This is a genomic window from Leptotrichia buccalis C-1013-b (genome assembly GCF_000023905.1).
GTDB lineage: Bacteria > Fusobacteriota > Fusobacteriia > Fusobacteriales > Leptotrichiaceae > Leptotrichia > Leptotrichia buccalis.
Window position 1 is genome coordinate 993715 of the sequence record NC_013192.1, and the last position, 26687, is coordinate 1020401.

Consider the following 26687-nt stretch of genomic DNA (forward strand, 5'->3'; position numbering starts at 1 on the left):
ATATCTCGTTTTAAACTAAAATTACTATACAACAAAAATATTCTGATTAAATAACATTTCCATTATTATCTCTTCCTAATTTTTTCCAATTCTGTCTAATTTCCTCATCAAGTGAATCATATGATTTTCTTGTTGTTCTAGGTTTTAATTTTGTTTTTGGTTTTACATTTGTATTGCTTTTCTCTCTTTTTGGCTGTTTTTTTACAGGATTAACAGGTGTGCTAATTTCTCTTTTTACTTCTGGAAGTTTCACTGCCTTGCTCTGATTTTCCTGTTCCAATTTTTCAATCTTTTTTTCTTCTTCATTTTGTGGCGGTAATACAGCTACTTTTTCCAATTTTTCTTCTACAACTGGTGCTGGAATTTGTGGTTGAAAATTTTCTGGCTTAACTAGTTCCACTATCTTTGTATTTTCTACTTTTTTATTTTTATTCTGTTCTTCTATAAGCTGCTGCTGTTTCTTCTGTTTTTCAGTTTTACTGTTATAAATTGTTTTTCCTACTGCTGTAATAAAAAAGACAGTTATTAGTATTGGAAGTATGTAATTAAGCGGATTTACTCTTTCCATTACAGTAGTAGTTACTGGATATTCTTCTTTTTCCAAATTTTCGACAAAAATAGACAAAAATGGTATCTCAATTTTTCTTTGTATCTCTATATTATTTACTTTCTGGCTCAATTCATTCTCAAAACCAAAACGGGTGCTATTTCTTATAAACATATCCAATATGTCATTTTCATTCACTATTTCCCAAAATGCCGATGTTCCTGATAATATATAATCATATTTTTTTAAATCTAGACTTACTATTGTATCTCCCTCAATTTCTTCAATTAATTCATTATCACGGAAAATCTTTACTTTTGAATTACCTATATTTCCCACTATCATTTTATCATCTTCAGCTGCCACTATTGATGTTGAAAATTTACTGTAGTAATCCATATTTCTTTTAATTTTGCTTTCGATTATTTCTTTATTTGCCACATTAAGAAGATGTGTCATATTATCTTCTGTCAGGCTATTATTTGAAAAGTATGCTTCAGCCACAGCTGTTACTGCAATTTTTGCGACATTTTCCTTCTTCTCAGTATCTTCCATTAATATCCAAAATCCTTTTTTCCCTTCTGGAATAAACGCAGAAAATGTATTTTCCTCTTGATCTGTATTATGGTGTTCTCTAAAAAAGTATGTTGAATATTTAGTTTTTGTTATTTGCATAATAGTTACCTTCCTTTAAATTTAAAAAATTGACAATGATTCAATTGTCATTGTTTCCTCAATTCCTATTACTCCAAAATGATGTTCCCAATAAACTTTTGTTCTTAATCCCATTGGCAAAAATAACTTTGAAAGCAGTCTAAATTTTTTCCTGTTTTTTTCATTTTTTTGGCTATTAATATAGATAACAAGTTTATCCTCTGAAACCTTATTATTGTATATTATCGAGTCAGGGTATATTTTCTTTATAATTTCCTCAAAAGCGTACATCCCGTTTGAATGTTTATACATGTCATTTATTGTGTTAGCAATATTTATTTTTTCTATCCTATCAAACTCTTTTATCAAATTCTGTATCTTACCCCCATATCTTCCTTCTTCCAAATCCTTAACTATTTTACGGTTTATTATAATCTTTTTATTCATCCCTTCATACAAGTCAAGTTTTGCCAATATATGCACCATTACATTAAAAACTATCTTTCTAACTTCCTCATAATCTTTTTTTATATTTATATCAATAATATTTGACAAAATCTTATTAAATCTCAAAAATGGATTTATCTCAATTTCCATCTCCTCATCAAAATAATTTATATCTTTGTCATTTATCTCCATATATGGCGAAATTTGCTTCGATAACACATATTTTATCTTATTTATATCCTCCTCTTTCTGAAACATTTCATAAATAACATTCCATATATATTGATACTGTTTTTTATTATCCATTATATTCCATCTCCTTTACTTCTTTCTAAAAATTTTCCTCTTATCTCTAATCTCTACAATAAACTTTTTCCAAATATTTTATAATTCTACTTTTCCCCATCTCTCTATTTCCATTCATCCACACTTTCTTATTTCTATTTATCTTCTTTCATTCTTTTAAGAAAATATTTCTTTCTTAACTGCTGTGGCGTAAGTTTCTTTTCTTCTTCTATCTTTATTCTCTCATTTTCTTTCACATGTTCATCTTGAATAGATAATCCCATTGTATTACTAAATATTTTTAATACCTCTTCTATTTCATATTTTCCTTTTGTATCAAACGTTAACGTTTCAAGATAACTTTTCAAATACCATTTTATATACTCATATACTCTTTTTTTCAAATCAGTATCAAAATTCTCTATTCTTTCAATAAATTTTTTTAATGGAAATACATTTCCCTGCCCTAAAACTCCATTCCCAAAAAAACCTTCTTCACCTGTACTTAGCCAGTTTTGTATTTCAGTAAATTTCTTATCAGCTTCCAATTTATCAATTTGTTCTTGTGTCAGTTCTGGTTTTGTTTCCTTAGACGATACAGATGTTTTAGTATTTTGAGAATCTAATATTTTATTTTCTTGTTCTTCAGTTTCTTTTTCTAATGAGTTTTCTAAATTATTTCCATAATATCTAGTAATATCAGTATAAGCATAATATTTTTTTATAACTTCATCTTCAGAATAAGTTGTTATATATCTTAAATTCCCATTTTTATCATATGTTTTTACCTCATTTTCTAATAATCCCTCTTTATATTCTCCTTCCTCTTCTAACTCACCACTATCATAATATCTTAAATATTTCCCATGTTTTTTCCCATTATACATAAATCCTTCAAAAATCAAGTTCCTGTTCTCATCATAACCTTTTAAAATTTCTGTATTTCCATCCAAAAGTGGCTCTATCTCTCTTTCAACATTTCCATCTGGATAATAAAGTTTCCACGCACCTTTCATTTCTCCATTTATAAAATTACCCTCTTCTTTGATAACACCAGTTGGATAATACCATTTCCAATGCCCAGCTTTTTCATCATTTTCAAGAAAACCATCTATTTGCAATATTCCTGTTTCATAATAAATTTTGTATGTTCCATTTCTTTTACCATTTTCTGAGTAATATTCCTCTATTTTTTCTTGTCCATTTGGATAATATTGTGTATTTTTTTTATATCTTTTACCATCTTTCAATTGCCCTCTTACTTGAATTCTTTCTTCATACCCGTATATTTCAATATGTCCAGTAAAAGGTTCTCCATCCTTATAAAAAACATCTTCTCCATCTTCATTTTTTTTAACTACAAATATTTCTCTTATATCATCTTCTGGATATATTTTCATTACTTTTATTATTTTCATAATTTCCTCCAACTTTTAATGAAATCTATCAAATAAATTTTTTAAATCTATTACAGGCGGTTCCCTTCTTTCTTTATCTATTTTATTGTAATAATCTTCAAGCTCTTTTTCTACAACTTCTCTTTCAGTTTCAAAATTTTCCATATTTTCCAAATAATAAATTAACAAATAATGAAAAAATTCTTCATGTGCATAAAAAACCTTCATTACTTCATCTTTTATCTCAGTTACTATATACACTGCCTTTTCTAATATTTCCTCTTTCCAAATAATTTTTATTCTTATCTTTTTATTAAAAAAATATAACTCAGTTTCATCGCATATTTTTGAAACAATATTAACAAAATTTTCTTTTTTCTCCATTACCATTAAAAACAAATCATGTTTATTCATTCCTAAATTTTCATAAAAATCTTCTATTATTAATTTTTCCATAATTATTCTCCTAACTCTTCTTTAAATTTTTCAAACATTCCTTTTATTTCATTGTCATTATAAATTTTTTCATAAGCATTTACTATTATTTCCAGTTCCTTAATAAAATCTTGCTTTGATATTTCTTCCATATTTGCAGTTATTCTTTTATTTTTATAAATTTCAAATTTTTTCTTTTCAGAATCACTGTATTGGGAATAATAGAGATTTATATCGTTTTCTAAAAATTGGTTATAATATTCAATTTTTACATTTTTTTCAATAATTACAGCATAACTTTCCAAAATTTTATCAAACCCGCTGAAATAACCGTTTACTCTTATAAATTTTCTTTTTCCTTTTAAAAATTCCAATAATATATTTTTATTCATTAAATATGAAAAAAACTTTTTTGCAATATTAATACTAAAATAACTTATATGCTTTTCAATTTGAATATCATAGTTATATTCTATCAAAAAATTTCTTAACTTATCCCTTTTCAAAATTTTTTCTATATTTAAGTTTAATTTATATTTTTTATTATTGTTTATTTCTTCAATATATCTCTGAAAAGAATTTTCTATTTTATTCAAAATATCAGCAAAACAACAGATATTTTCCAAATAGTAACTAAACATATAATGAAACAGTTCTTCATAACTATAATAAATTTTTATTTCCCTGTCATTAAAATATTGAACAATGTACAAATCTCTCTCATCTTCTTCCATTTCATACCAATAATTCACTAATCCTATTCCCAAAAACTCATTGGAAAAAAATGGTTCTTCATCATTATTATTATACAAGTAATCCAATAAATCAGCAAAACTTCCTATTTCATCAACTGTATAAACTAATAAATCATACTTATTCTTGTCTATTAAATCTGTTGTTCCTATTTCAGTAACTTGATTAAAAAGATTTTTCTTTACTTTTAATAATTTATTTTTAAATATATTCATTATATTTCTTTTCCTTTATCAGTTTCAATACAACTATTCTCCCAACTCTTCCTTAAATTTTTCAAACATTCCTTTTACTTCATTATCCTTATAAATTTCTCCGTAAGCATTCACTACTATTTTAAGTTCCTTGATAAAATTCTGTTTTGATACAACTTCTACATTCATTTTATCCCTTGTCCCTTTAAATCTTTCTTTTACAAATTTATCGGTTTCTTCTTTTGTTACAAAATTTCCAGCGTATTCTTCTGACAAAATATCGGAAATGTTATATGCACGATATGTTATTCCTAATTTATCAATTACATTACGATATTTTCCTAAATCAATTTCAGTATAATAATTTATTGAAATGTCTTTTTCTATTTTAATATTGTATCCCTCACTATATCCTCTATCTCCAAAATAATATGCCACTCCTATCTTAAATTCTCTTCTACCTTGAAAAAATTTTTTCAATATATCTTTTCCAAGCAAATAAGACATAAATTTCTTTAATATATTTATATCCCAATAGTTTATGTATTCATTATAGTGATTTATAAAACCATATAAATATTTATTTTCTTCAATATTATACTCTAACAAAAAATTTCTAAGTTTATCTTTTTTGAATATGTCCATCACATTTAATCTTATTTTATATTCTTTAGCATTGTCTATATGCCTTGTATAATTTAAAAATTCTTGTTCAATAAAACTTATCATATTTGCATAACAATGTATATTTTCCAGATAATAAGTTAAAAAATAATGTAAAAACTCTTCGTATGTATAGTAAACTCTTATTTCATTTGCATCACCTCTTATGTTTCTATGAAACTTTGAAATATATGTTGCAGTTTCATCATTATCATTCCAGCCACTATTTATTTTAAATCCTAAATATTCATCACTGTCATATCCTGTATTATCCAAATAAAAACCCGATATTATAACTGGAAAATCCCCTATTTCATTTATCATTGTTGTAAAAAGATCATATTTATTCATTTTAAATTCTTGATTAATATTTTCTCTTAATTTTTTTATACTCATTTTTTTCCTATTATATTTTTTTATTTTATTCTTTCAAAATTTTGTTCATTAACTATTAAAATTTCTAAAGTTTCCTCATTTTCAATAAATTCAACCATATAATCATTTGGAAATTCAGAAAATACCATTACTACTGCTCCTACTGTATTCTTTTTAACTTTTTCTGATAAATCAATTTTTGATTTTACTACACCGTATTCATTTAACATAAAAAAACTCCCTTCATTATTTTTTATGTACCTTGTTGACATATTATTCTCCTTCTATTTTCATTTTTTCAATTTCATTTTTTAATTTTCCTAATGAATTTAAATATTCTAAATATTGTTTCCCTATTTTTTCATTTGTTTTCATCCATTCTTTTATATCTGAATTTTCTTGTATTTTTTTATTTTTTATTTTCAACAAAAATTTTAAATATTTTTCTCCTATTTTTATATTTTCCATTATACGTCTGTGAGTATCATCAACTAATTGTTTATCTTCTTCATCCAATTCATTACTATTCCATATAATTTGATTTTTAAAAATTTCTTATTTCATTTGGATAATAATAAACTGATATAAAAGCTGTTATCACTCCTTCGCTATCTCTACCAATAAAATTTTCATCTAGCCATTCATCTTTAACTTCACTTAAAACTTCATAAATATACCCTTCAAATCCTATTTCTTTTATATTGTCAAAATATCCTTCTGCATACTCAGAATTATAATTAGATTCACTTTGCTCTAAGTATCTCCCTTTAATCTTTATATTTTTATTTTCCCATATAAATTCTAAAATTTCGTCATCGTCTTCTCTTTTTGATAAAAATTCATATAAATTATCTATTATATCAATTTGTTCTCCGTACCACTGTAACATTTTTTTCTCCATTCTTGTTTTATTTTTTATTTGGATGTTCTGGAACAACGTGAACTAATCCTTTTTTACTATAATGTATTTTAAATTTCGGTGTAATTAATCTTTCGTTTCTTCTATTATTAATATAAATTCCTTGATATTCTCCTTGAGTATCTATTATTTCATAAAAGTTTCCACTTCTAGGGTCTTGAACAAAATTTCCTGTTGCTTTGAATTTTTTAAAAATATTTTTAGCATCATCCATACTAACTTCACTTTTATGTCTTTCACTTTGATAATTTCTATGATTCGGATCATGTTTCCCTTGACTTCCTTCATTTAACCTAAAATCTTCAATATTTTTTCCCAGTTCATTTTCAATTTTTCTTTTATTATCATTGATTTTAGTTTCATCATCAAGTAAAATCCCCGTTCCACCAATACAATCATCCAAATTATGGTTCAACAATCCTTCTCCACCTACATAATAATTCCTAGTCCCTTCTACACTAAAATTATAAACTTTCTGTTCTTTTTGGTACTTTATTATTTCTATTTCTAGTATTTCTACTTCTTTTCCCTCAAAATCTGTTAATTTCATATTAGTATTTAAAAATCCTGCTAATATATATTGTCCATTTACATAAAATGGATGTTCTGGGGTTGTAAATATTATGTCTTTTTTTGTTTTTATTTTTACTAATAAATCAGTTGTATGTAGATATACTGCTTGTACACTTTTTAAAATATTTTCCTTTTTTATTTCATCATAGCCGTATATTTTGTCACCTACTTTTATTTCCTCAATTTTTTTAATTCCATGTTCTGTTAAAACAAAGGTTCCTTCTGCAAAACATCTTGTACCTTTACAGTATAAATCACAATTCATACTTTCTTCATATCTTGCTCTTGCATTCTTATACCTTGTTTCTATATCCAGTTCTGAAGTTTTTCCATTTGACATTTTTCTTTTAGATTTATTTCCTGACATAACACGGTAGCTTTTCATCGCTCCAGCAGCTGCTGAAAATCCTACATAAGTTTCATACATACTTTTTATATTTTTTCCGTCAATATATTCATCATCGTAGTTAAAACCCCTTATATACTGTTGTTTTATTGTATACTGTTGCATAGCATGTTCCGTACTCATATAGCTACCTACGATACTGTTTTTAAATTTTATTCCATTTTTTTCATATTCTTTAATTGTACTTTGGTTTTCTCTTTTATTTAAAAAATTTCCAAAATCATCAACTACTAGAGTTACACTTCCATCTTTATTTTTTTTTATAATCTACAATTTTAACATTTAAATCATCAAACCATTTATCACTTTTTTTGTCAAATTCTTTTATACTTTTTACCCATTGTATATTATTATGCGAATTTTGCTTTTTTTCACCCCTTTTCTTAGCCTCATTAGCCCAATCTTTTTTTGTTTTTTCAATAATTTCCTTACTTATTTCCCTTTTTTCACGATAATTATTAGAATCTGTATATATAACTCCTCTTACTGGAAAATCTTTATCTTTTGTTTCTCTTACCCGATATTCATTTCCTAATAATTCTACTTTTTGTATTGCTTTCCTTTCTGTAAAAAAGATTCCATTTTTATTAAATTCATTTACGTCAGTTTGTAAATTTTTATTCAATTCAATCTTATTAAAATCATTCTGCATTTGTCCCCTTGTTGTAATATCTAATGTTGGAAATTTTCCATTTGTAAATTTAAAATCTTCTACATTCATTGGTTGATTATATTTTTTTGATAAATATTCACTCAATTTTTTTTTGATTTCTTCTTTGGTTCCTCCTTGTGAAGCTATTTTCATTAGTTCCTCAGAATCTTTTGCTATTGTTTCTGACGTTAAAAATTGACCTGAATGTATTACTCTTATAATTCCGCCTTTTTGGCATCGTGCAAAGGAATTTTTAGATAAACATTGATTGCCTCCGCAAAATTTATCTTCTATATAATTTTCCCAATCGCCTTCAATAATTAATTCACATTTTGCATTATCATTATAGATACAACTTTGAAACGGGGGGATATTTTCGAATGTTTCTTTGTCTTTTTTAGTTGCAACTAACTTATTTTTTATTTCATAATCATTTTGACTGGTTACTTGTAAATTAGTTTTCTCTCCAGGACAGCCATCACAAATTAACTCAGCTCCATCAACTACATATTCTATTTCAGAAAGATCTGCTAAATCCAATTTTGCAGCCGTATTCTCACCCAATATTAATGCTTCATTTAAAAATAATCCGTTCATACCAAACCTCTTTTATTTTAACTCTTTATTTCTATGCCATTTACATATCTAGTTTTCATAATTTCCCTGCCAGCTTCATCAAAATATATCTCTTCTCCATTTTTTTCACTATCCCTAAGAAAACACTTATATAAAAGTATACCACTTTTTGAATATTTTTTATAATTTCCATAAAACATATTATTTTTTGTAGGACATTCACATTTTAATTCTCCGCTTTCATAAAATTTTTTCCAAATACCATTCTGTTTATTTAAAACATATGAAGTTTCAACATCTAAATTTCCATTCTTATAATACGACTTCCATGTACCTTCCATTTTATCGTATCTCATTTCTCCAACTTCCATTAGTTCTCCACTTTCATAAAATCCTTTATAATTTCCACTCAATTCCCCAAATTTATATGTTTCAATTTTTTCAACATTCCCATTTTCATAAAAATATCTCCATTCTCCCGATTTTAACCCTTTTTCAATTTGTCCTGTCACTTTAACTTTATCACTATTATTAAATCGAATTTCTATTTTCCCTGTGTAATATTTTTCATTATTTAAAATATAATAATTTTTACCATTCATTCTTTTTTTTGACAATTCTACTTTTTCATAATTTTTCATTACCCATTATTCTCCAATCCAATTTACTATTAATGTACTTTTACCTTCCCACCTTTTATATCTGTTGTTCCTGCTCCATCTCCTATGGAAACTTGTCCTCCTGTCGCTGACAATTTTGCACCTCCTTTAATGTCAACACTGCTATTTCCCTTAACATTGACATTATTAGGATCTATTGTTACTTTAGAACTTCCGACAACTGAATTTACAGATTTTGAACCTATAACATTTACGTTCGATGTTGTTGAGATAACCCCTACGTTACTTCTTCCTGCTACATTAATCGTTCCTGAAGATTCCATACTTATAACATTACCAGTATTCATAGTAAATTTTTCACTGTCTAAAGTAAAATCATACATCGGTTTCCCATTATTCGCCCCACCTTGACTATTCCCCAAAGTAAAATTCCTTTTATCAGGATTTGTAAACCTTCCATTCCCATCATTATTAACCGCACCCAGCACTATTGCATGTGTTTCATTTCCATTTGGAAAATAAAGTGCTACCCTATCATTTACTTCTGGTGCTGGTGTAAATCCTGTATTACTTTGACTATATGGAGTTACATAAGGAAAATAACTTTTCCCAGCATATTTATCCTCAAATGACTGTCCATTTTCTCCTAATTTTAACAATCCTTCCGTTAAATTCAATGTCATTACAGCTATATCACTCGCTTTAACTCTTTCTTTTACATTTTCATTCTGATTTTCAGCTTTTTCTATATATTTATTAAGCGGTTTTGCTCCAATCTTTCTTCCCTCAAGATTATCTGAATTTCCATCAGTCCTTCCATGATTACTCTTGCTTTCATCTGTTCTTGCAATATGGACTGTTCTTGCTTCTATTACTGCTCCTCTTATCTTTTCGTGTGGTATTGGATCTATAAAGTAGTCTGTCTGTTTTCCAAGTGTGTATTCGCATTTTAAAGTATTTCCTTCGTTGTATATTCTGCTTTCTATAACATAATAATCGTTTTCAGTTTCTTCTCCGCCTGCCCTGTTTCTAGTCTTTAATTTTATTGGGGTTGAAACAGGATATACTTCTGTTCCTGTTATTTTGTACATTGTCCTTTTATTTTTCTTGCTTTTTCCATATTGGGAATATGTTGTATTCGGTGTCTGCACAGCCTGATTTTTCAAAAATCCAACTAGGACTTTATCATAATAAGGCATTACTGGCTGTCCTGTATACGAAGCCAGTCTTTTTAGATATTCCCAGTCTGTTTCATTATACTGGATTGTCATTCTTGGGACTTCTTTCATATCTTCTCCCACGCTTATTATTTTTTCTCCATTTGCCCCATAATTTTTATTAATTTCTTCAGCTATTGCTGAATAAGTTAGTGAAGGATCCTGAAATGAACGGTATCTTGGTATTCTGTCAAGAATAATGCTTTTAGAAATACAGGTAATTTCCACTACTAAAGAGCCTGTCTTAATTTCAGAAAGTTTGATATCGTCAATTATCCCATTTAAAAATATTTTATCATTTGAAGTTCCGTTTTCATTTGAAATATTGCTTCTTCCAGAAATAATAATTTTAATATCCTCATCCTTGTCTATTGCGGCATCATAAATACTTATCTGCTGTAAAGAAGCTATGTACTTTATTTTCCCAACAGTATGCTCCCCAATTTTTGAATCTATTTTTAAAGTCATATCCCTCCACAATATTTGCTGCCCATCAATTTCTATTTTTATTCTTTCTGCTGAAAAAAATTCCACTGGTTTCTGATTTTGCAAGATACTGTTCATTTCATATCACTCCTTTTTTATTCTTAATTATTACTTATTCTCAAAAAATTTAAGAAAACTTTACTATAATTTCATATTCTGGAAAGAAAAAGTTTATTACAGAACAGAAATAGTCTATCTTATCCTGTTTAAAAATCATATTTTCAGGAAAATCTATCGTAATAACAAGCTTATCCTTTGAAAATGTTTTTACGATTTCCCTTGATATTTCATCAACTATATATCCATATTTATTTTCAAAATAATCAAATTCTTTTAAATATCCATTTACTTCGACTCTTTTTAATTTTATTTCCCCTAAATATTCATAAGCATTTGCCAATCTATATATCTCCAGTTCGCTTCTAATCCTATTTTTATATTTTTGTCTAATTCTGTTAAGCATATTTTTATTCATTTTATTTGATATTAATTCAAATTTCTGTTCATTGTACCTGTTTTCACTACGAATATTTTTCACTGTTAAAGTTGACCAGTTTTCTATATTTTTTAGTTTTGAATTTATTTCCACTATTCCATTTTCTTTAAAAATTATGTCCGTTATTGCTCCTTTGCTGTCTTTTGTATTTATAAAAGTCTGTCCTTCTTGCAGTATCGTTGTCTGATGTACATACATTCCCTCATCTTCCCTCAGCAGGTAAGTATTTGTCGTTATGTTATTTTCAAATACATTCCACATAAGGACATAATCCCTAAAATACTCATTTTCTATTTCAGGAAACTCATAATTTATTTCTTCAAGATTTATATTTTTTAATATCCTTTCATCAAGTTCTTTATTATCTTCCAATTTTAAGATTACATTGTAAAATTTAGTATTATATGGCATTATAAATGGCTTCCAACGGATTTTATTTGTTTCATACATTTCATAAAGCTCTTTTTCCTTTTTTACATATTTATCTGTATTTTTTAATCTTACCTTAAATTTATATTCCTCATTATTTATTTTTACTGTCGCAGAATATAGTTTATTTTCTACATTTTTCAAATTTTTATTGTCTGATGTTATTAAAATTTCTTCCAATATATGCTCATCTTTTTCGACATTTTCAAGTTCCAGAGAAACTGGACTCATTTCATCGTCATATTCCGCTATTTCATCTTTATGAATAGGAATCGTGTATATCGGATATTCCTTTTTATTGTCAAAATACTTTTCCACAACTTTTTCCACATCACCCATATCCAAATTTATTTTTTCCATAAAATAATTATAAAATTCGTTTATTTCTTCCCTCAAATAAACCCTGTCCTTCTCATCCACAAGTTTTATCAATGATTTTTCCAGCAATTCTTCTATCTTTTTCATAATTTTCAATTAGAACTCAGTAAATATGCAGTCGCAATCTACTAGATATTCTTCCAAAACTCCTTTCATAAAGCTAATTATATCCGAACTATATTTAGATTTTACATATTTCAATCTCAAATACAATCTTTTTCTTTTATTTTTCAGCAAAAACTCATCCCTGTTCTTAATCTGCAAATCATATGTTTCAATAATCCTGCTATTCTCATCAGAAAATCCCTCTATACCGTAATCATCAAATACTTCATATTGTTGTAATACATTATTCATTTCTGCTATGCTTCTTAATATCAAAACCATTTCAGTATTCTGATTATTCTGTCTATTATATTTTTTTATATTCCCATACAGCCTAACTTTCTTTGTAAAGTTAAAATCAATATTTTTTATAAAATAAAGTTTTAATCTTTCATACTTTATATTGCTTGTTATTATCTTTATAAACTCCCCATCTCTGTATAAAAATTCAAAATTTCTTGTACTTTTGTCCACAAGCACATTCTCATCTCTTTCTTCCAATATATGCTCATAATAAATCTGTTCCTCCGATGGACGTACTAATATTTCAGGATATTTAGTTTCTTCATTTATATTCCAGCACAATATTTTTTCTATCATACTTTTCCTTATTTCTTTAGGAAAATTTACTTTTATAGTTACTTTATCAAAATTTTCTATGTTATTTATATTCTCTGGAAAATCTTCTGCTATTAGCGAAAATGCCTTATATGCAAAAGGACAATAAATATTTTCCCATTTTATATTATTTCTTTGTATAACTTCAGACATTTCCCTCAATTTTTTTATATATTTCTCCTCTTTAACTAACCTAAACCCAACCTTATATTTATTTCCAAATTCATCTGTTACTTCCCCATCTATTTTCTTTCCATCAATCTCCTTCAACTTTTCATAGGACATATCAAGAAATATAGTCTTATACACCCTTTCTTCTTCAGCATCCTCATCAAACAGCATTTTTGATACCTTCTTATTTAAATCACTCAAAAACATCGGAGAAATTTTCCTTTCATAAAGCCTCATTTCCTCCCTGTCCAGCAACACAGTCCCAATTGTATAATCCACAACTTCCCCATTTAATGAATCCGCAACCCTTTCAATAAGTGAACTTACCCTTTCATGCTGTTCCTGCAACAGTTCAAAACTTGCATGATTTATTGCCACCTTCTCTTCATCCGATATATTTTTCAATGCCCTAGACTTCAGTATATTTTCTAAACTTTTTTTATCCATTTTCTATTCCTCTCGTTTCATTTTTAACAATTTATTTTTTAGACTTCTTTCATTTTTATTTTTCTTCTTTAGGCAATCCCATTATTTCCCTAAATTTCTCCAACGCCATCTCTATTTCATATTTTTCCCCTGTGTCAAATGTTATCGTACTAATATAATCTTTCGTGTATGAATCTTTATAGCTGTAATCAGTATTAAAATCTTTTATTCTGTCAACAAACTTGCTTACTAGAAACATACTTTCTTAGATTTTTAAATTAAATAATTTTTTATATTTTAAATACTCTTAAAAGTGTATTATTTCCAGAACTGCCACCATTTTTTTCCAGCCTTTGAAGTTGCTTTTTTCAATTTCTTTTCTACTCTTTTTTGAATTTCATTTGATTCGTTAGTTAGTTTCATATTATCTAATGCTAACTGATATTTTTTCTGACTCTCTTGCCAGTTTTTTTTCTTGTATTCATCATCCCCTTGTTCCTCATACAAATACCCTTCTGCTCTAGTGACTTTTTGTCCTAAATATTCTATCTTGTTAGTCTGATCATCAAAATCACTTGCTGATTTTAATTCTTCAAAGATTTTTTTAGATTCATTGTATTTAGCTATACTTTCTGTATATCTTTTCAAGGTAAACATCTGATCTGCCTGCATTTCTAAATTCGTAGCATTTTCTATACTTTGTGCAATTTTTTTCCTTCTCTGTTTCTCCTGCTCAATCTCTCTCTGTCTAGCCGCAATCTCTGCTTCTTTTGCTGCTATTGCCTGTTGTTCCTTGATTTTCTGTTGTTTTAATTCTTCTGCATTTCTTGCTTCTAATTCTCTCATTTCAGTTTCTTTTTGCTTTAATTCAGCATCTTTTTTGCTTTCAAACTTAATAAATTCCTGAGCCTGTGAAATAAATTTATTTACGTTATTCACATTATTGCTATCTCCCAACCCTTGATAAATATTCTTAGCTTTTGTAAGCAATGTTATTGCTTCAGCGGGATTATTTGCAGTTATTTGATTTAATCCTTCTTGAACCATATTATTTGCTGTTTGAAGGCTTGACATCTGTCTTGCATTTAATTCATTTATCTTATTATCAATTTCCTATGCCTTAGCAGTATCTCCTAGGCTTTGATACATTTGTCTTGCCTGATAATACGACTGTCTTGATTTATTAGTATCTGTCGGAGATAATAAATCAGCCTGGTTCTCAGTTAGCATTGCCCCATTATATTCTGTTTTTGCCTTGTCATCTATTTCAGCTATTTTTCTTTCAATATTTGCAACATAGTCTGCACGTCCATTTACTAGATAAAGTTCTGAAGCAGTTTTATAATTTTCTTTTGCCAAATTATAGTTTCCTGCTGAAAAAGCCTGGTTTCCCGCTGTTTCAATTGCTAAAGCTTCTTTTAATTTACTAGATGAATCTATTCTTGCATTTAACGTTGTTAAAACTTCATCTGTATTAAGTTCATCCTTTTTGTAAGTATTTTCTTCCAAAACATATTTTGCCTCTTGGTATTTTCTTGACGCTTCGTCATAATTTCCCGAATTAAATAGCTGATTTGCCTCATTTATATCCTGAAATGCCTTTTGTAATTTTGAAGTCTGGGATATTTTAGTATTTACAGCACTTATTCTTTTTTCAACGTCAGCTCTTTTACCATTAGCTCCCGTAAAAAATCCTATTATTCCTCTGGATTTAGGTTTCAATTTTTCAAGTTCCGCCTTTTCCAGCTTAAAACTTTCTATCGCATTATTAAAATCTTTTTTAACAATATCATCGTTTGCCTGTTCTTCGTATACTGCCGCTCTTTTTATAATATTATTTCTTTTACTTATATTCCAAAATGTCAAGGACAATATTATTACTAGAACTGCTAAAGATATTAACCCAACTTTTATCCAAAATTTCTTCTTATCCTTTTCAACAGGTTCAGGTGATGCCACTTTTTCCACATTTACTAGTGCAAAAGTATAGTTTTCCACACTTTCTCTTGTTGTTGCCATAACTTTATGTTCCAATGATCTTAATAAACTATCTTTATTTGGGTATCTTGAAATTTCAACTTCCATTTCCCTTTCATCAATATTTTCCCAAAATCCTATTGTTGTTAAACATAGCATATCATTTTCCTGAAGTGTTACAGGATTTTTTATAATATTTGGCTTTATCTTTCCAAAATCTCCTATCGCCTGAAGCAAATCATTTCTTTGTCTATGATACTTCATATCATTCATATCAAGTGCATTTTCATCTACCAGAAGCTGAGCTATTGTGTCATCTCTACTTTGAGAAACCACATAACCGCCTCTCAAATGATAAAGCCTTGTATTCCCAACATTTCCATATAAGAATGAATTGTAATTACTTATTACAACTAAAAGAGAAGTATGCATTAATGAATATTTTTCAGTTTCCTCCTGCTTTTCTTTCACTTTTAAATTTGCATATTCCATTATCTCCTTAATCACATCTGGATTAAAGCGTGGACGTAACATAAAATATTCTATTGCAGAACTTACTGCTAACTTTGCAGCCACATCAGCTCCAGCTTCTTCATCATATCCATCAGCAGCCACCCATATTGCATAATTATCCAGCTGGGTATATCCAAAATAGTCATTATTTTTCCCTTTAGTCCCAGCTTCACTAAAAAATCTCGTTTCAAACTTTGCTTCTTCTTTTCTCATTAAGCTCTCCTACTAGGGCGTGTCTGAAAACTCAAAATCAATGATATTTTTAATGATTATCAAATAATATACTCAAAATCAATGAGTTGAAACATTGCTCTCAGTCTGATACAATAAAAGAAAAGCACAGGAGGCTTCTATCATGCAAAGAAGATATGAAATATCAGATGAACAATGGAATAAAATAAAGCATATGTTTCCCAAAGCTAAAACAGGACGTCCAGGCAAGGATTTACGCCTGATGTTTAATGCCGTGCTATGGATTGCCTGCAGCGGTGCACCTTGGAGAGACCTTCCTGAACGTTTCGGTTCATGGAAGACGGTCTATTCTCGTTTCTGCAAATGGCGTGACGAGGGGACTCTGCTTAAAATATTTGAGCATTTAAGGGAAGATGCCGACTATGAGAACTTGAGCATTGACTCTACAGTAGTTAAAGCCCACCAGAGCAGTGCAGGAGCTAAAAAAGGGCAAAAGATTCAGAAGTGAATCAGCACATCAGGAGAAGCTCAGGTGGAAGGACAACTAAGATCCATGCAGTTGTTGATGGACTTGGAAATCCGCTGTATATAAAACTTAGTGCAGGACAGATTCACGATAGTACGCAAGCAATTAAAATATTGTCGCAGCTAAGCATAAAAGACAGCAACATACTGGCAGACAAGGCATACGGAACAAAGGAAGTTCGGGAGTACATAAGAAAACACGGGGGAGAATGTGTAATACCTCCGAAGTCAAATGCAGTAAACAAATGGGAATGCGATTACCATATCTACAAGGAAAGACATCTTGTGGAATGTTTTTTCAATAAGTTTAAACAGTTCCGCAGAATAGGGACACGCTATGATAAGCTGGCAAGCACATTCATAAATTTTATTTATATAGGATGCATAATAATTTTAATAAAATAAATTTAAGTAATCATTAAAAATATCATTGATTTTGAGTTTTCAGACACGCCCTAATATTATCTAAAAAAAAACAATATTAAAACTAAATTTTATATTTTTAAATTCTAATATTGTTTTCCTCATTTATTTATTAACTTTCTTTTGTTTTATCCTTGCTCCAATCAAAATTTTGACCACAAAACTCAACAAATACAAATTTACTTTCCCCTATCTCCAATGTATCAAAACTTTGAAGCTGTCTTGTATTGTATACTGCCTCATCACTAAGATATATTAATCCATTTGCATCTCCAGGAGTAATATAGAATTCCCTATTTTTGGGATTATAACTAATTGAACAATGATTTTTTCTTGAAATATTCATATCTCCTTCGATCCTAATGTCCATGCCTTCTCCACGTCCTAAAAAATTTCTCTCTGATACTATTTTGAAGTCTTTTCCTTTTTCCGCTCCTGCTATACAAACTAGCCAACCTACCACAGGATCTACTCTGCTGTCTTTTGCCCAGTACGCTGTTGTTCTGTCATCATCATCCAATTCCTCTACCAAATTAACTTTTTTTTCCTTAATTTCAGGTTTCAATCCTTCAGATTTACAATATGGACAATTCTCTCCATATCTTGATACATCATACATGTGTCCATTTTTACATCTGTCTAATCTCATTTTTTTCCTCCAATTTTTTTATATTATTTATTAAAATTTTTCTCTAATTAAATAACCCTCTTTATTGTTTTTTATTTATTGCTGTAGCCTCATTTAAAAATTTTTCATACTGCTTTATTCTTCCGCTTTGACCTTCGTTATAATTTTTTAATTTTGTTGAGTTTTTAACCACATCTACCCATTCTTTTATTTCTTTCAATTTTTTTTCTCTATAATAATATTTTAACAAATATTTAATTGCTCTATAATCTTTTAGCTCAGCCGCTTTTAAATACAAATCAAAAGATTCGAGTTTATAACCTTCTTCTTCCAAAATTTGTGCTAAATATATTTGTGAATCAGTGTATCCTGCATTCGCTGCTATCCGATACCATTTTTTTGCTTCATCAATATTTCTATTTCTATGCTCAATAATTCCTATAAAAACAGCAGCTTTCTTTAAACCATTTTCATATGCTTTTTTATATTTTTCCATTCCTTTTTCTTTTTCATCCTTAAAACGATAATAAAAATCAGCTGTATACAAAATTCCTTCTTTTTTTAACTTCTCCATTTGTAAAAAATATTTTTCTGCTGTATCATAATCTTTTTTTAAAATACTTTCCTCTCCTTTTATATACAACTCAAAGAACTCTTTATCCATTCTATCTTTTGATAAACTGTATTCCAGTAAATCATTTGCTTCATCATCAAATCTAAAAATTTCTTTTGTATTTAATATTTTATCTTGCCAGTATTTCAATTTTTCATTATCTTTTTTCATATAATATATTTTTATTAAGTCTAACATCGAATCCGCATCTTTGCGATTTCCAGCTTCTATAAAATATTTCTCAGCCTCATTTTTTCTATTTGTTTTATATAAAAACGTAGCAAAAGATTTATATCCTAATACATTCTCTTTATCCAATGATTTTTTGTACCATTCTTCCGCCTTTTTATAATCATTATTATCCTCAGCAATCATACCTAAAATTGTACCTGCCTTTTTATTTCCTTTTTCAAAAGCTATCTCATACCTCTTTTTCCCTTCATTTTCATCAATATGTTCATAATACATATCTGCAATTGAAACATAAGCAGTTTTGTCATATTTTGCCACTTTTAAAAAATACTTTTCCGCTTCTTTATAGTTTTCTCTGTTCAATTCATAGGCAATTCTTGCCATTAATTGAGCTTTTTCAGGATTTTTTTTATTTTCCTGATGAAAGGAAACATCATCAATGTCTTCTATTATTACTTCTTTTTCTCGATTTCCACAACTTATTAATATACAAAAAAAGATTATCAAAATAAATTTTTTCATTATAATTTTTCTCCTACAAAATAATATTAAATTTTACTTTATGATGTTTATTTAAAACAATGGTTTAGTATTGTCTTTTTCAGTCATAATAAGATACTTGTTATTTTTCATATACTCTATACTCCGTCTATATCGATTATTACTAGGATAAAAAAATTTTAAAAAGTTTCTGTGTTCTGGGACATGATGATTTATATAATCGTACACTTCATAATTCACTGTTGCTTCCTTTAATTTATCTTTTATTATATTCATCCCTATCTTTTTAGGCTTTAATTCACTTGAAACTTCTTTAAATACATTTTTTTCTGGTTTTACCCCTTCCTTCACCCCATCCTTTAAACCATCAAGAACTGCATCAGAAATGTCTTCAACCCCATTCTCAACAGTGTATTTTTTACCCTTTCTTATTTCCCCTTTTAATGGCGGATATTTTAATCCTTTCTCAAAGTTTTTTTTACCTTCTGCTTCTAATTCTTCATCTCCTATAATTTTTCCTAACAACATCATCCTGTATCCATTAAGCGTTACACTATTAAATGGTGAAGCTTCAAAGCCTCTTCCAGTTTTAAATGCTGCTTTTTTATAATTCTCCAAAATATTTGAAATTACATTTGGAATATTTTCTGGTACCTTTTTTATTCCTCCATTAAAAAGAATACCTATATTTTCAGAATCAATATATGAAACTCCTATAAAATCAATTATTCCTTCTAATGATACAAAAATCCATGGATTATCTTCATAAAACATTAAAAATTCATTTTTTTTACCTTCAAATTCACTAAAATCTTGTCCATTAAAAACTATATCTAATTCAACATTATGTTTTCCACAACACAATTTACTTGTCATTAATACAACTCTTTTTCCATTTGAAATTATATTTTGTGATAAAGTTTCTTCTTTCCAATAAAATCCTTTTTTATCACAAATTCCTCCTTTTAAACATTTTGTAACTCCTGAAGAAAAGTTTTTAGGTTCTTTGTCTGCTTCTGTCGCAATTGGATCTTCTCCCATGAGTTTAACACTTTCATCATAGATTCTTAAAAATATAATACCTTGATACCCTGCTGGCCTACCTCCAGCATCAACTTTATCCAAATACGGACAATATAAATAGGCTCCATCACACACTAAAGAATCTGCTTCTTCTCCACTCAATTCTAACGTTACATCCATTGAATCTGTTTTAGTAATTCCACCTATTGTTCCATCTGAATTTTTCCATTCCCTTATTTTTGTCCTATTAATTTTTATGTCTTTTACTTTATTAGTTTTATAATAATCTTGTGTTACTTGTTTTATTGTATCTGATTCATCATACCCAAAAGAATAAATTGCACCTTTTTTTTCTAAATTATCAAAAACTGTTTTTATTTTATCTTTCATTAAATTACATCCTCCTTTTATTTCTTTACTAAATCAATTTTAAAATATTCTCTATATTTTCTACCATCTACTTCCAAAATTTTTATTACTTCTATTTCCTTTATTTGAAAATTATTTTTATCTAAAATATAATATCCAAAAATCTCTAAATTAAATGTTATTTTTTCCCACATTTTTTTATTTAACTTTTCTCTTATTTTAGAAATTAAAAGAGTTTTACTCATTTTATTACTGTCATAATCCATTTTAAAATTTAATTTTATATTTTCTGTATCAAGATACTTTTCGTTTATTTTAAATATCAATTTTAATGGCGTAATTTCATCTATTAACAATGTATTTATTAAATATTCTATCTCAATTTTTTTTTCATAATTAAATTTTTGATTATAAATATCTAAAAATAAAAAACTAATTGGTGATTCGGTAAACAATAATATCTCAAGATAATTCTTTTTTGATATTAATTTTTTTAAATTATATATCGTTAAATGAATTTGAACAGAAAATTCATTTCTATTTTGAAAAAATTTAAAAAGATTCTTATTTATATTTTCAATAATCAATGATTTGTTCAAAATTTTAGGATTATTTATATCATTAAAATCAAAAATATAAATATTATTTTCATCAAATATTTCTTTCATTATCTGTAATTCTATTTTTTTAATATTATTATTATTATTATTATTATTATTATTATTATTATAAAATTCAATTCCAACTATATTTTTTTTTAAATCTAATATGCCTATTTTACTTTGTCGAACTATATTAAAATTTTCTGCCCCTTCTAAATTTAAAATTTCTAAAACCGTATAATCTTGTCTTTTTTCACAAAAATATTTTTTTAAAACAACTTCATTAATCATTATCATACCTTTCTAAAAGTTCCCTTTTAAAATAAATAATCTTTTTTATTTCATCTGTTTCTTGTTTATTAATTAATTTAATTACATCATCAACTTTTAAAGTTATTCCTTTATTATCAAATAAAATAAATCTTTCATATTCAAGATTTAAATTTTCCCATTCTATTTTATATTTATTTCTAATTTCTTTTTTTAACTTTTCTTTTTTTAATTTCAAATAATTAATTCTTCCTTTTATTGTATTAATTCCATCATTTTTACGGTGATCTAACAACATAGGAATTGAATATGAAACAATTTCTTTTATATCTAATTTCTTATTAGATAGATCATTATAAAATAGGTTGTAAAATCTTCTTTTTTTTATAAAAATAGTGAATATTTCATTATTTTTAACTAACTTTCTAAAATTATTTAGCATTGCAAAAGTTAATTTTAAATTGGCATTTTCAATTTTTTTAATTTCTTCTTGTACTAATTCTATTTTTATTAAAATTTCTTCAACATTTAAAATTCCAACTAATTCAAAATTTTCATTTACTAATATCTCTAATTCATCAAAAATAAAATTTTTAAAAATTTTTTCTTTTAAATATTCTGTTCTATATAAATGGTATTGTTCCTTAATTCTATAAACACAATATCTCTTTGCTTCATATTCTACCTCTGATAATTTTTCTAAAATGATATCACACTGTTCATCATCTTTTAATTGGTTATTTTTAGTATTAATTTCAAATAACTTTACATATTTATATTTTTCTTTTACTAAATTTTCTGTAACTTTATTCATTAATTAACACCTTACCTCCAGCTGCAACTTTAGAAGTCCCAGAAGAAATAATAGTTGTGTTATTATTTGAGATCAAAGTTGTATTTTCAGTAGATGTATTATTGATATTTTGAGCAATTATAGATTTTACTCCTTGTATCATTTCAGAATAATTTTTAGCACTATTACTTATATTCCCCGCACTCTCTGAAATACTGTCCGCACTTTCCGATATACTACTAGCAGTCTGTGAAATTGAACTTGCCGCACTTGTTGACAAACTATTAGTCGCAAGCACCATATTAAAGTCCGAATCCCCAACATGATAATTCCTGTTGGCCACATCAGTAAATCTACCATTTCCATCATTATTAACCGCTCCTAAAACTATTGCATGTGTCTCATTTCCATTCGGAAAATAGAGTGCCACTCTGTCATTTGCTTCTGGTGCTGGTGTAAATCCTGTATTACTTTGACTATATGGAGTTACATAAGGAAAATAACTCTTTCCAGCATATTTATCTTCAAAAGACTGCCCATTTTCTCCCAATTTTAGCAATCCTTCCGTTAAATCTAATGTCATTACAGCTATATCACTTGCTTTAACTCTTTCTTTTACGTTTGCATTTTGATTTTCAGCTTTTTCTATATACTTATTAAGTGGTTTTGCTCCAATTGTTCTGCCTTCAAGATTATCCGAACTTCCATCAGTCCTTCCATGATTACTCTTACTTTCATCTGTCCTTGCAATATGCACGGTTCTTGCTTCTATTACTGCTCCTCTTATCTTTTCATGCGGTATTGGATCTACAAAATAATCTGTCTGTTTTCCTAGCTTGTATTCGCACTTTAAGGTGTTTCCTTCATTGTATATTCTGCTTTCTATTACATAGTAGTCATTTTCCACTTCTTCGCCTGATACTCTGTTTCTAATTTTTAATTTTATTGGGGTTGATACTGAATACACTTCCGTTCCTTCTACCCTGTAATATGTTCTTTCCTCCTCCGTTTCCTTTCCAAAATATGAGTATGTCAAGTTTGGTGTCTGTGCTGGCATATTCTTGAAAAATCCTACTAAAACTTTGTTTGAGTTTGCCATCAATGGTTGTCCTGTATACGACGCTATTCTCTTTAAGTATTCCCAGTCTGTTTCATTATACTGGATTGTCATTCTTGGGACTTCTTTCATATCTTCCCCTACATTTACCAATGTTTCTCCATCATTATAATTTTTATTCACTTCCTGTGCTATATCTGTATACGTAAGTGTCGGATCCTGAAATGAACGGTATCTCGGTATTCTGTCAAGAAGTATGCTCTTTGAACTGCACACTAACTCAACTGCCAACGCTCCTGCCTTTGTTTCCTTTATCCTAAATTTACTTATCACTCCATTTAAGAATATTTTATCTGTAGCATTTCCTGCTTCGTCCGATATGTTGCTTCTTCCTGTAACTACTATTGTCTTGTCGCCTTTTTTATCTATCAGGGCATCGTATAAACTTAACTGATTTGGTGATGCCATATATTTTATTTTCCCAATTGTATGTTCCCCTATTCTTGAATCTATTTCAAGATTCATATCTCTCCAAAGTATCTGCTGTCCATCTATTTCTATCTTTATTCTTTCAGCTGAAAAAAATTCCACTGGCTTTTGATTATTTAAATTATTCTCCATTTTTACATCACTCCTTTTACAAATCAGTTTCTTTAATCATTTCTACTATAATTCTCCAAATATTTCTTCAAGAACTTTCAAAACATCTTCTTTTGAAATATATATCCTATCTCTTTCTCCTTCTAAAAGTTCCAAAAATCCTATTTTATTCGTTTCTATATACCGTTTCAATGTCTTAAAAATTTTAGGCTTTTCTGAAAGTGCTATCCCATCCACAAAATTTTCAAATTCCTGTCTATCAATTTCCTTTTTACGCCCCATTTTATCCAAATATTCAAACAATTCCCCAACAGCCTCATCACATGTTCTTCCTTTATTTCTCATATTTTCATCAATTTCTAAAATTTCTAGAAGCTCTAAAGTTCTTTTAGACACTGTTGTGATATTAAAAAGCTTAATTTCTTTATTGACTTCTATTTGTTCTAATATATCTTCATATTCATTATAAATATAATATCCTTCTATAAAAAATTCTAATTCTAATTCTGAAGTTACAGGAATTTCAAATAATTTTATCAATATTTCTTTAAATTTTTCAAACTTAATCCTACTGTTATCTAAGATCTCTTTAAAATTTATTTTTATTCTTTTATCATCTATGCTTTGAATTTTATATTCTATTGTTGTTGGAACACCCCAACCATAAATAATTTCTAAACTCTCTGATTCTAAAGTATTATCTCTTATTTTTTTTATTTTATCAAATTTAAAAAGATACTGTAAAATACTTTCTTCTTCTATTTCAGCTTCTAAATTTTCTAGTTTTAAACCTTCTTTCGCTTTTGTTAATATTGTATTTACTTCCAAAGCTTTAGATGGATATTTTCTAAAATAATCGAAAGTTTTCTTATCTAATTTATTTATTAAATCTTTTTTATTTGTAATTACAAAAGTATCATTTTCATATTCTATTTTTAAAGGAGTAAACTCTTTTGACACTTCATTATAAAAATGTCTTTTAAAGCTTATATCACTACTTATTTCTTGATAATCAGTCTTATTTGTTATTTTATAATATGTTATTTCATTTTCTTTGTTTTTTTTTATTTCATATAACATCTCTTCATTTTTTAAAGTTTTTTTTATTTTACCATCATATTGTATAATCTTTGATTTACTTTGATATAAATTTTTCATATTCTCTTCTTTCCATAAATATTTAAAATTTTTAAAATAAAATATTTATTTTATTTTTTCTATTATTCTTCGGCTAGTTCCAAATCTTCTGTTTAAATATTCAATTTTTAAATCCGCCACACTTTTAGCTGTATCTACTGGACTTAATGTCATACTTATTGGATTAGTTATTACATCAGATATTAACTCCTGAGTTTCTTTCAATTTTGCATAATTAAAATCTTTAACTGTTGCACTATTAATAAGAAAACTTCTTTGATTTTCCAAATTTATCAATCCTTGGTTACTTATGTTAAGCTTATTTATTTTTGCTTGCTTATTTGGTCTAGAAAGATATTCTTTAAATTTATCTGCTCTTTTAGGACTAAGCCTAAGCATAGTTTTAACAGCATTTTCATTTTTGGATACATCTATTGTTTGACTTGAAATATCATATGCATTATTTATAAGTTCTCTAGCATTTATATTTGTTGGCTGATTTACAATATAATCATCAAAACTAAAATTCTTAACTTTTTTTAAAACTACATAACTACTTCCAGCCATTCCCTTAACTCCTTCAAATATTTCATAACCATCATAAAGTATTGCAAATCCTTTTGCTGTATCTTCTGGTATACCAACAACTTCTGTTTGAAATCTAACTAATATATCTTCACCTGTTGTTAATTGTTCGTAACTTCTAACTCCATCAAACATATTTCTTGCACCATCTAAAACTAATAATCCATTTCCTGTAAAAATTCCTCCGCCTACTTCCACTAATCCAATTACAAATTGAAATCTTGATACAAATATTAGAATTTTCTTTCTTCTATTTGCATTAAGTCCTACATCAGTAAGTGCTTTTTCAACCCAGGCATATTGAATATCCGCATTTTGCCCATTGTTTAAAACTGTTATTCTAGCTCCAGGATATTTTTTACAAGTTAAAACAGAATCTTTAGTTAGGGCTTCAAACCCGTTCATTAAAACTAATTGAGATACATTTGTCCACTCATTAGCAAAAGCCTTTATAGCACATTTTCTACCTTCTTGACATTCCAATTCAGGATTTGGATCAAAATTATCGGCATGTACACAAAAAGTTGTTCCCGCAGCATTCCCTCCCATCAAAAATGTTCCTGCCATATAATCTGGAACATTAAATCTAATAAATTTTTCGTATTTTCTCTCAATAGTATACGGATTATCTTGTGCACCTATATTTGAAAATTTACAGTGAGAACAAATTAAATTTGCTCCATCACATACCATTGTATCTGCATCTTGATTAGAAAGATATCTATAACCTTTTTCTTGTTCTTCTTTTTTTAATTGCTCTTTTGATTTAAATTCATCAGGAAATCTTACGAGTCCTTTATGTCTATGAGCTACTCTTCTATACTGTCGTGCAAGCCTTTTTTCTATTTCTATTTCTTCATTCATT

General features: G+C 27.6%; 27 protein-coding genes. 1 reads left to right on the forward strand and 26 read right to left on the reverse strand.

Annotated elements, in window-relative coordinates; translation table 11 throughout:
* Positions 1-46: 46 nt before the first annotated feature.
* From LEBU_RS04525 to LEBU_RS04605, 18 genes are all read right to left on the reverse strand, one after another.
* Positions 47-1222, reverse strand: coding sequence for a hypothetical protein (locus LEBU_RS04525; protein ID WP_015769150.1), 1176 nt, complete (start codon positions 1220-1222; stop codon positions 47-49).
* A 21-nt stretch (positions 1223-1243) separates the two neighbouring features.
* On the reverse strand, positions 1244-1954 hold the full coding sequence (locus LEBU_RS04530) for a hypothetical protein (RefSeq protein ID WP_015769151.1): 711 nt from the start codon (positions 1952-1954) through the stop codon (positions 1244-1246).
* Between the two features lie 134 nt (positions 1955-2088).
* Positions 2089-3351: a toxin-antitoxin system YwqK family antitoxin gene (locus LEBU_RS04535; RefSeq protein WP_015769152.1), complete on the reverse strand. Its 1263-nt coding sequence runs from the start codon at positions 3349-3351 to the stop codon at positions 2089-2091.
* A gap of 15 nt (positions 3352-3366) precedes the next feature.
* A complete protein-coding gene (locus LEBU_RS04540; RefSeq protein ID WP_015769153.1) occupies positions 3367-3786 on the reverse strand; it encodes a hypothetical protein in 420 nt (139 codons plus the stop codon).
* Between the two features lie 2 nt (positions 3787-3788).
* Positions 3789-4733 (reverse strand): hypothetical protein, encoded by a 945-nt coding sequence (locus LEBU_RS04545; RefSeq protein WP_015769154.1) that lies wholly within the window; start codon positions 4731-4733, stop codon positions 3789-3791.
* Between the two features lie 33 nt (positions 4734-4766).
* Positions 4767-5771, reverse strand: coding sequence for a hypothetical protein (locus LEBU_RS04550; RefSeq protein ID WP_015769155.1), 1005 nt, complete (start codon positions 5769-5771; stop codon positions 4767-4769).
* Positions 5772-5791: 20 nt separating this feature from the next.
* Positions 5792-6022 (reverse strand): DUF4926 domain-containing protein, encoded by a 231-nt coding sequence (locus LEBU_RS04555; protein ID WP_015769156.1) that lies wholly within the window; start codon positions 6020-6022, stop codon positions 5792-5794.
* Between the two features lies 1 nt (position 6023).
* Positions 6024-6266, reverse strand: a complete 243-nt coding sequence (locus LEBU_RS04560; protein ID WP_015769157.1) for a hypothetical protein — start codon at positions 6264-6266, stop codon at positions 6024-6026.
* A gap of 28 nt (positions 6267-6294) precedes the next feature.
* Positions 6295-6639: a hypothetical protein gene (locus LEBU_RS04565; RefSeq protein WP_015769158.1), complete on the reverse strand. Its 345-nt coding sequence runs from the start codon at positions 6637-6639 to the stop codon at positions 6295-6297.
* A gap of 19 nt (positions 6640-6658) precedes the next feature.
* Positions 6659-7771, reverse strand: a complete 1113-nt coding sequence (locus tag LEBU_RS04570; RefSeq protein WP_015769159.1) for a polymorphic toxin-type HINT domain-containing protein — start codon at positions 7769-7771, stop codon at positions 6659-6661.
* A gap of 127 nt (positions 7772-7898) precedes the next feature.
* A complete protein-coding gene (locus tag LEBU_RS04575) occupies positions 7899-8897 on the reverse strand; it encodes a DUF4280 domain-containing protein (protein ID WP_015769160.1) in 999 nt (332 codons plus the stop codon).
* Positions 8898-8914: 17 nt separating this feature from the next.
* Complete coding sequence (locus LEBU_RS04580) at positions 8915-9517, reverse strand: toxin-antitoxin system YwqK family antitoxin (protein WP_015769161.1); 603 nt, start codon at positions 9515-9517, stop codon at positions 8915-8917.
* 29 nt (positions 9518-9546) lie between these two features.
* Complete coding sequence (locus LEBU_RS04585; protein ID WP_015769162.1) at positions 9547-11277, reverse strand: phage baseplate assembly protein V; 1731 nt, start codon at positions 11275-11277, stop codon at positions 9547-9549.
* 49 nt (positions 11278-11326) lie between these two features.
* Complete coding sequence (locus tag LEBU_RS04590; protein WP_015769163.1) at positions 11327-12589, reverse strand: hypothetical protein; 1263 nt, start codon at positions 12587-12589, stop codon at positions 11327-11329.
* A 9-nt stretch (positions 12590-12598) separates the two neighbouring features.
* Positions 12599-13843, reverse strand: coding sequence for a hypothetical protein (locus LEBU_RS04595; protein ID WP_015769164.1), 1245 nt, complete (start codon positions 13841-13843; stop codon positions 12599-12601).
* Positions 13844-13898: 55 nt separating this feature from the next.
* A complete protein-coding gene (locus LEBU_RS04600; RefSeq protein WP_015769165.1) occupies positions 13899-14081 on the reverse strand; it encodes a hypothetical protein in 183 nt (60 codons plus the stop codon).
* Between the two features lie 59 nt (positions 14082-14140).
* A complete protein-coding gene (locus LEBU_RS12170) occupies positions 14141-14896 on the reverse strand; it encodes a hypothetical protein (protein WP_015769166.1) in 756 nt (251 codons plus the stop codon).
* Between the two features lie 39 nt (positions 14897-14935).
* Entirely contained in the window at positions 14936-16525 is a 1590-nt protein-coding gene (locus LEBU_RS04605) for a PP2C family protein-serine/threonine phosphatase (RefSeq protein ID WP_015769167.1), read from the reverse strand.
* A 142-nt stretch (positions 16526-16667) separates the two neighbouring features.
* Between LEBU_RS04605 and LEBU_RS11700 the strand changes: the two genes are divergently transcribed.
* Positions 16668-17434, forward strand: a protein-coding gene (locus LEBU_RS11700; protein ID WP_238974466.1) for an IS5 family transposase whose coding sequence is annotated in 2 segments (ribosomal slippage) — positions 16668-16992 and positions 16992-17434 — 768 coding nt in all. Because the reading frame shifts where the segments join, the coding sequence is not laid out codon by codon here.
* 130 nt (positions 17435-17564) lie between these two features.
* Here LEBU_RS11700 and LEBU_RS04620 read toward each other — a convergent pair.
* From LEBU_RS04620 to LEBU_RS04655, 8 genes are all read right to left on the reverse strand, one after another.
* Positions 17565-18101 carry an FHA domain-containing protein gene (locus tag LEBU_RS04620; RefSeq protein ID WP_015769169.1) on the reverse strand — a complete coding sequence of 179 codons (537 nt, stop codon included), beginning with the start codon at positions 18099-18101 and terminating at the stop codon, positions 17565-17567.
* Positions 18102-18162: 61 nt separating this feature from the next.
* On the reverse strand, positions 18163-19407 hold the full coding sequence (locus LEBU_RS04625; RefSeq protein WP_015769170.1) for an SEL1-like repeat protein: 1245 nt from the start codon (positions 19405-19407) through the stop codon (positions 18163-18165).
* A gap of 51 nt (positions 19408-19458) precedes the next feature.
* On the reverse strand, positions 19459-20799 hold the full coding sequence (locus LEBU_RS04630; RefSeq protein WP_015769171.1) for a hypothetical protein: 1341 nt from the start codon (positions 20797-20799) through the stop codon (positions 19459-19461).
* Positions 20800-20816: 17 nt separating this feature from the next.
* Positions 20817-21671 carry a hypothetical protein gene (locus tag LEBU_RS04635; protein ID WP_015769172.1) on the reverse strand — a complete coding sequence of 285 codons (855 nt, stop codon included), beginning with the start codon at positions 21669-21671 and terminating at the stop codon, positions 20817-20819.
* Entirely contained in the window at positions 21664-22464 is an 801-nt protein-coding gene (locus LEBU_RS04640; RefSeq protein WP_015769173.1) for a hypothetical protein, read from the reverse strand. The genes LEBU_RS04635 and LEBU_RS04640 overlap by 8 nt, the downstream gene beginning before the upstream one ends.
* Positions 22457-24121, reverse strand: a complete 1665-nt coding sequence (locus LEBU_RS04645) for a contractile injection system protein, VgrG/Pvc8 family (RefSeq protein WP_015769174.1) — start codon at positions 24119-24121, stop codon at positions 22457-22459. Before LEBU_RS04645 ends, LEBU_RS04640 begins: the two co-directional genes overlap by 8 nt.
* Before the next feature lie 45 nt (positions 24122-24166).
* On the reverse strand, positions 24167-25258 hold the full coding sequence (locus LEBU_RS04650; RefSeq protein ID WP_015769175.1) for a hypothetical protein: 1092 nt from the start codon (positions 25256-25258) through the stop codon (positions 24167-24169).
* A gap of 45 nt (positions 25259-25303) precedes the next feature.
* Positions 25304-26686, reverse strand: coding sequence for a DUF4280 domain-containing protein (locus LEBU_RS04655; RefSeq protein WP_015769176.1), 1383 nt, complete (start codon positions 26684-26686; stop codon positions 25304-25306).
* Position 26687: the final 1 nt, after the last annotated feature.

Coding starts and splice junctions, on each gene's coding strand:
- LEBU_RS04525 (WP_015769150.1), bottom strand. CDS start 1,222: ATGCAAATAACAAAAACTAAATATTCAACATACTTTTTTAGAGAACAC.
- LEBU_RS04530 (WP_015769151.1), bottom strand. CDS start 1,954: ATGGATAATAAAAAACAGTATCAATATATATGGAATGTTATTTATGAA.
- LEBU_RS04535 (WP_015769152.1), bottom strand. CDS start 3,351: ATGAAAATAATAAAAGTAATGAAAATATATCCAGAAGATGATATAAGA.
- LEBU_RS04540 (WP_015769153.1), bottom strand. CDS start 3,786: ATGGAAAAATTAATAATAGAAGATTTTTATGAAAATTTAGGAATGAAT.
- LEBU_RS04545 (WP_015769154.1), bottom strand. CDS start 4,733: ATGAATATATTTAAAAATAAATTATTAAAAGTAAAGAAAAATCTTTTT.
- LEBU_RS04550 (WP_015769155.1), bottom strand. CDS start 5,771: ATGAGTATAAAAAAATTAAGAGAAAATATTAATCAAGAATTTAAAATG.
- LEBU_RS04555 (WP_015769156.1), bottom strand. CDS start 6,022: ATGTCAACAAGGTACATAAAAAATAATGAAGGGAGTTTTTTTATGTTA.
- LEBU_RS04565 (WP_015769158.1), bottom strand. CDS start 6,639: ATGTTACAGTGGTACGGAGAACAAATTGATATAATAGATAATTTATAT.
- LEBU_RS04570 (WP_015769159.1), bottom strand. CDS start 7,771: ATGAGTACGGAACATGCTATGCAACAGTATACAATAAAACAACAGTAT.
- LEBU_RS04575 (WP_015769160.1), bottom strand. CDS start 8,897: ATGAACGGATTATTTTTAAATGAAGCATTAATATTGGGTGAGAATACG.
- LEBU_RS04580 (WP_015769161.1), bottom strand. CDS start 9,517: ATGAAAAATTATGAAAAAGTAGAATTGTCAAAAAAAAGAATGAATGGT.
- LEBU_RS04585 (WP_015769162.1), bottom strand. CDS start 11,277: ATGAACAGTATCTTGCAAAATCAGAAACCAGTGGAATTTTTTTCAGCA.
- LEBU_RS04590 (WP_015769163.1), bottom strand. CDS start 12,589: ATGAAAAAGATAGAAGAATTGCTGGAAAAATCATTGATAAAACTTGTG.
- LEBU_RS04595 (WP_015769164.1), bottom strand. CDS start 13,843: ATGGATAAAAAAAGTTTAGAAAATATACTGAAGTCTAGGGCATTGAAA.
- LEBU_RS04600 (WP_015769165.1), bottom strand. CDS start 14,081: ATGTTTCTAGTAAGCAAGTTTGTTGACAGAATAAAAGATTTTAATACT.
- LEBU_RS12170 (WP_015769166.1), bottom strand. CDS start 14,896: ATGTCAAGCCTTCAAACAGCAAATAATATGGTTCAAGAAGGATTAAAT.
- LEBU_RS04605 (WP_015769167.1), bottom strand. CDS start 16,525: ATGAGAAAAGAAGAAGCAAAGTTTGAAACGAGATTTTTTAGTGAAGCT.
- LEBU_RS04620 (WP_015769169.1), bottom strand. CDS start 18,101: ATGAGATTAGACAGATGTAAAAATGGACACATGTATGATGTATCAAGA.
- LEBU_RS04625 (WP_015769170.1), bottom strand. CDS start 19,407: ATGAAAAAATTTATTTTGATAATCTTTTTTTGTATATTAATAAGTTGT.
- LEBU_RS04630 (WP_015769171.1), bottom strand. CDS start 20,799: ATGAAAGATAAAATAAAAACAGTTTTTGATAATTTAGAAAAAAAAGGT.
- LEBU_RS04635 (WP_015769172.1), bottom strand. CDS start 21,671: ATGATTAATGAAGTTGTTTTAAAAAAATATTTTTGTGAAAAAAGACAA.
- LEBU_RS04640 (WP_015769173.1), bottom strand. CDS start 22,464: ATGAATAAAGTTACAGAAAATTTAGTAAAAGAAAAATATAAATATGTA.
- LEBU_RS04645 (WP_015769174.1), bottom strand. CDS start 24,121: ATGGAGAATAATTTAAATAATCAAAAGCCAGTGGAATTTTTTTCAGCT.
- LEBU_RS04650 (WP_015769175.1), bottom strand. CDS start 25,258: ATGAAAAATTTATATCAAAGTAAATCAAAGATTATACAATATGATGGT.
- LEBU_RS04655 (WP_015769176.1), bottom strand. CDS start 26,686: ATGAATGAAGAAATAGAAATAGAAAAAAGGCTTGCACGACAGTATAGA.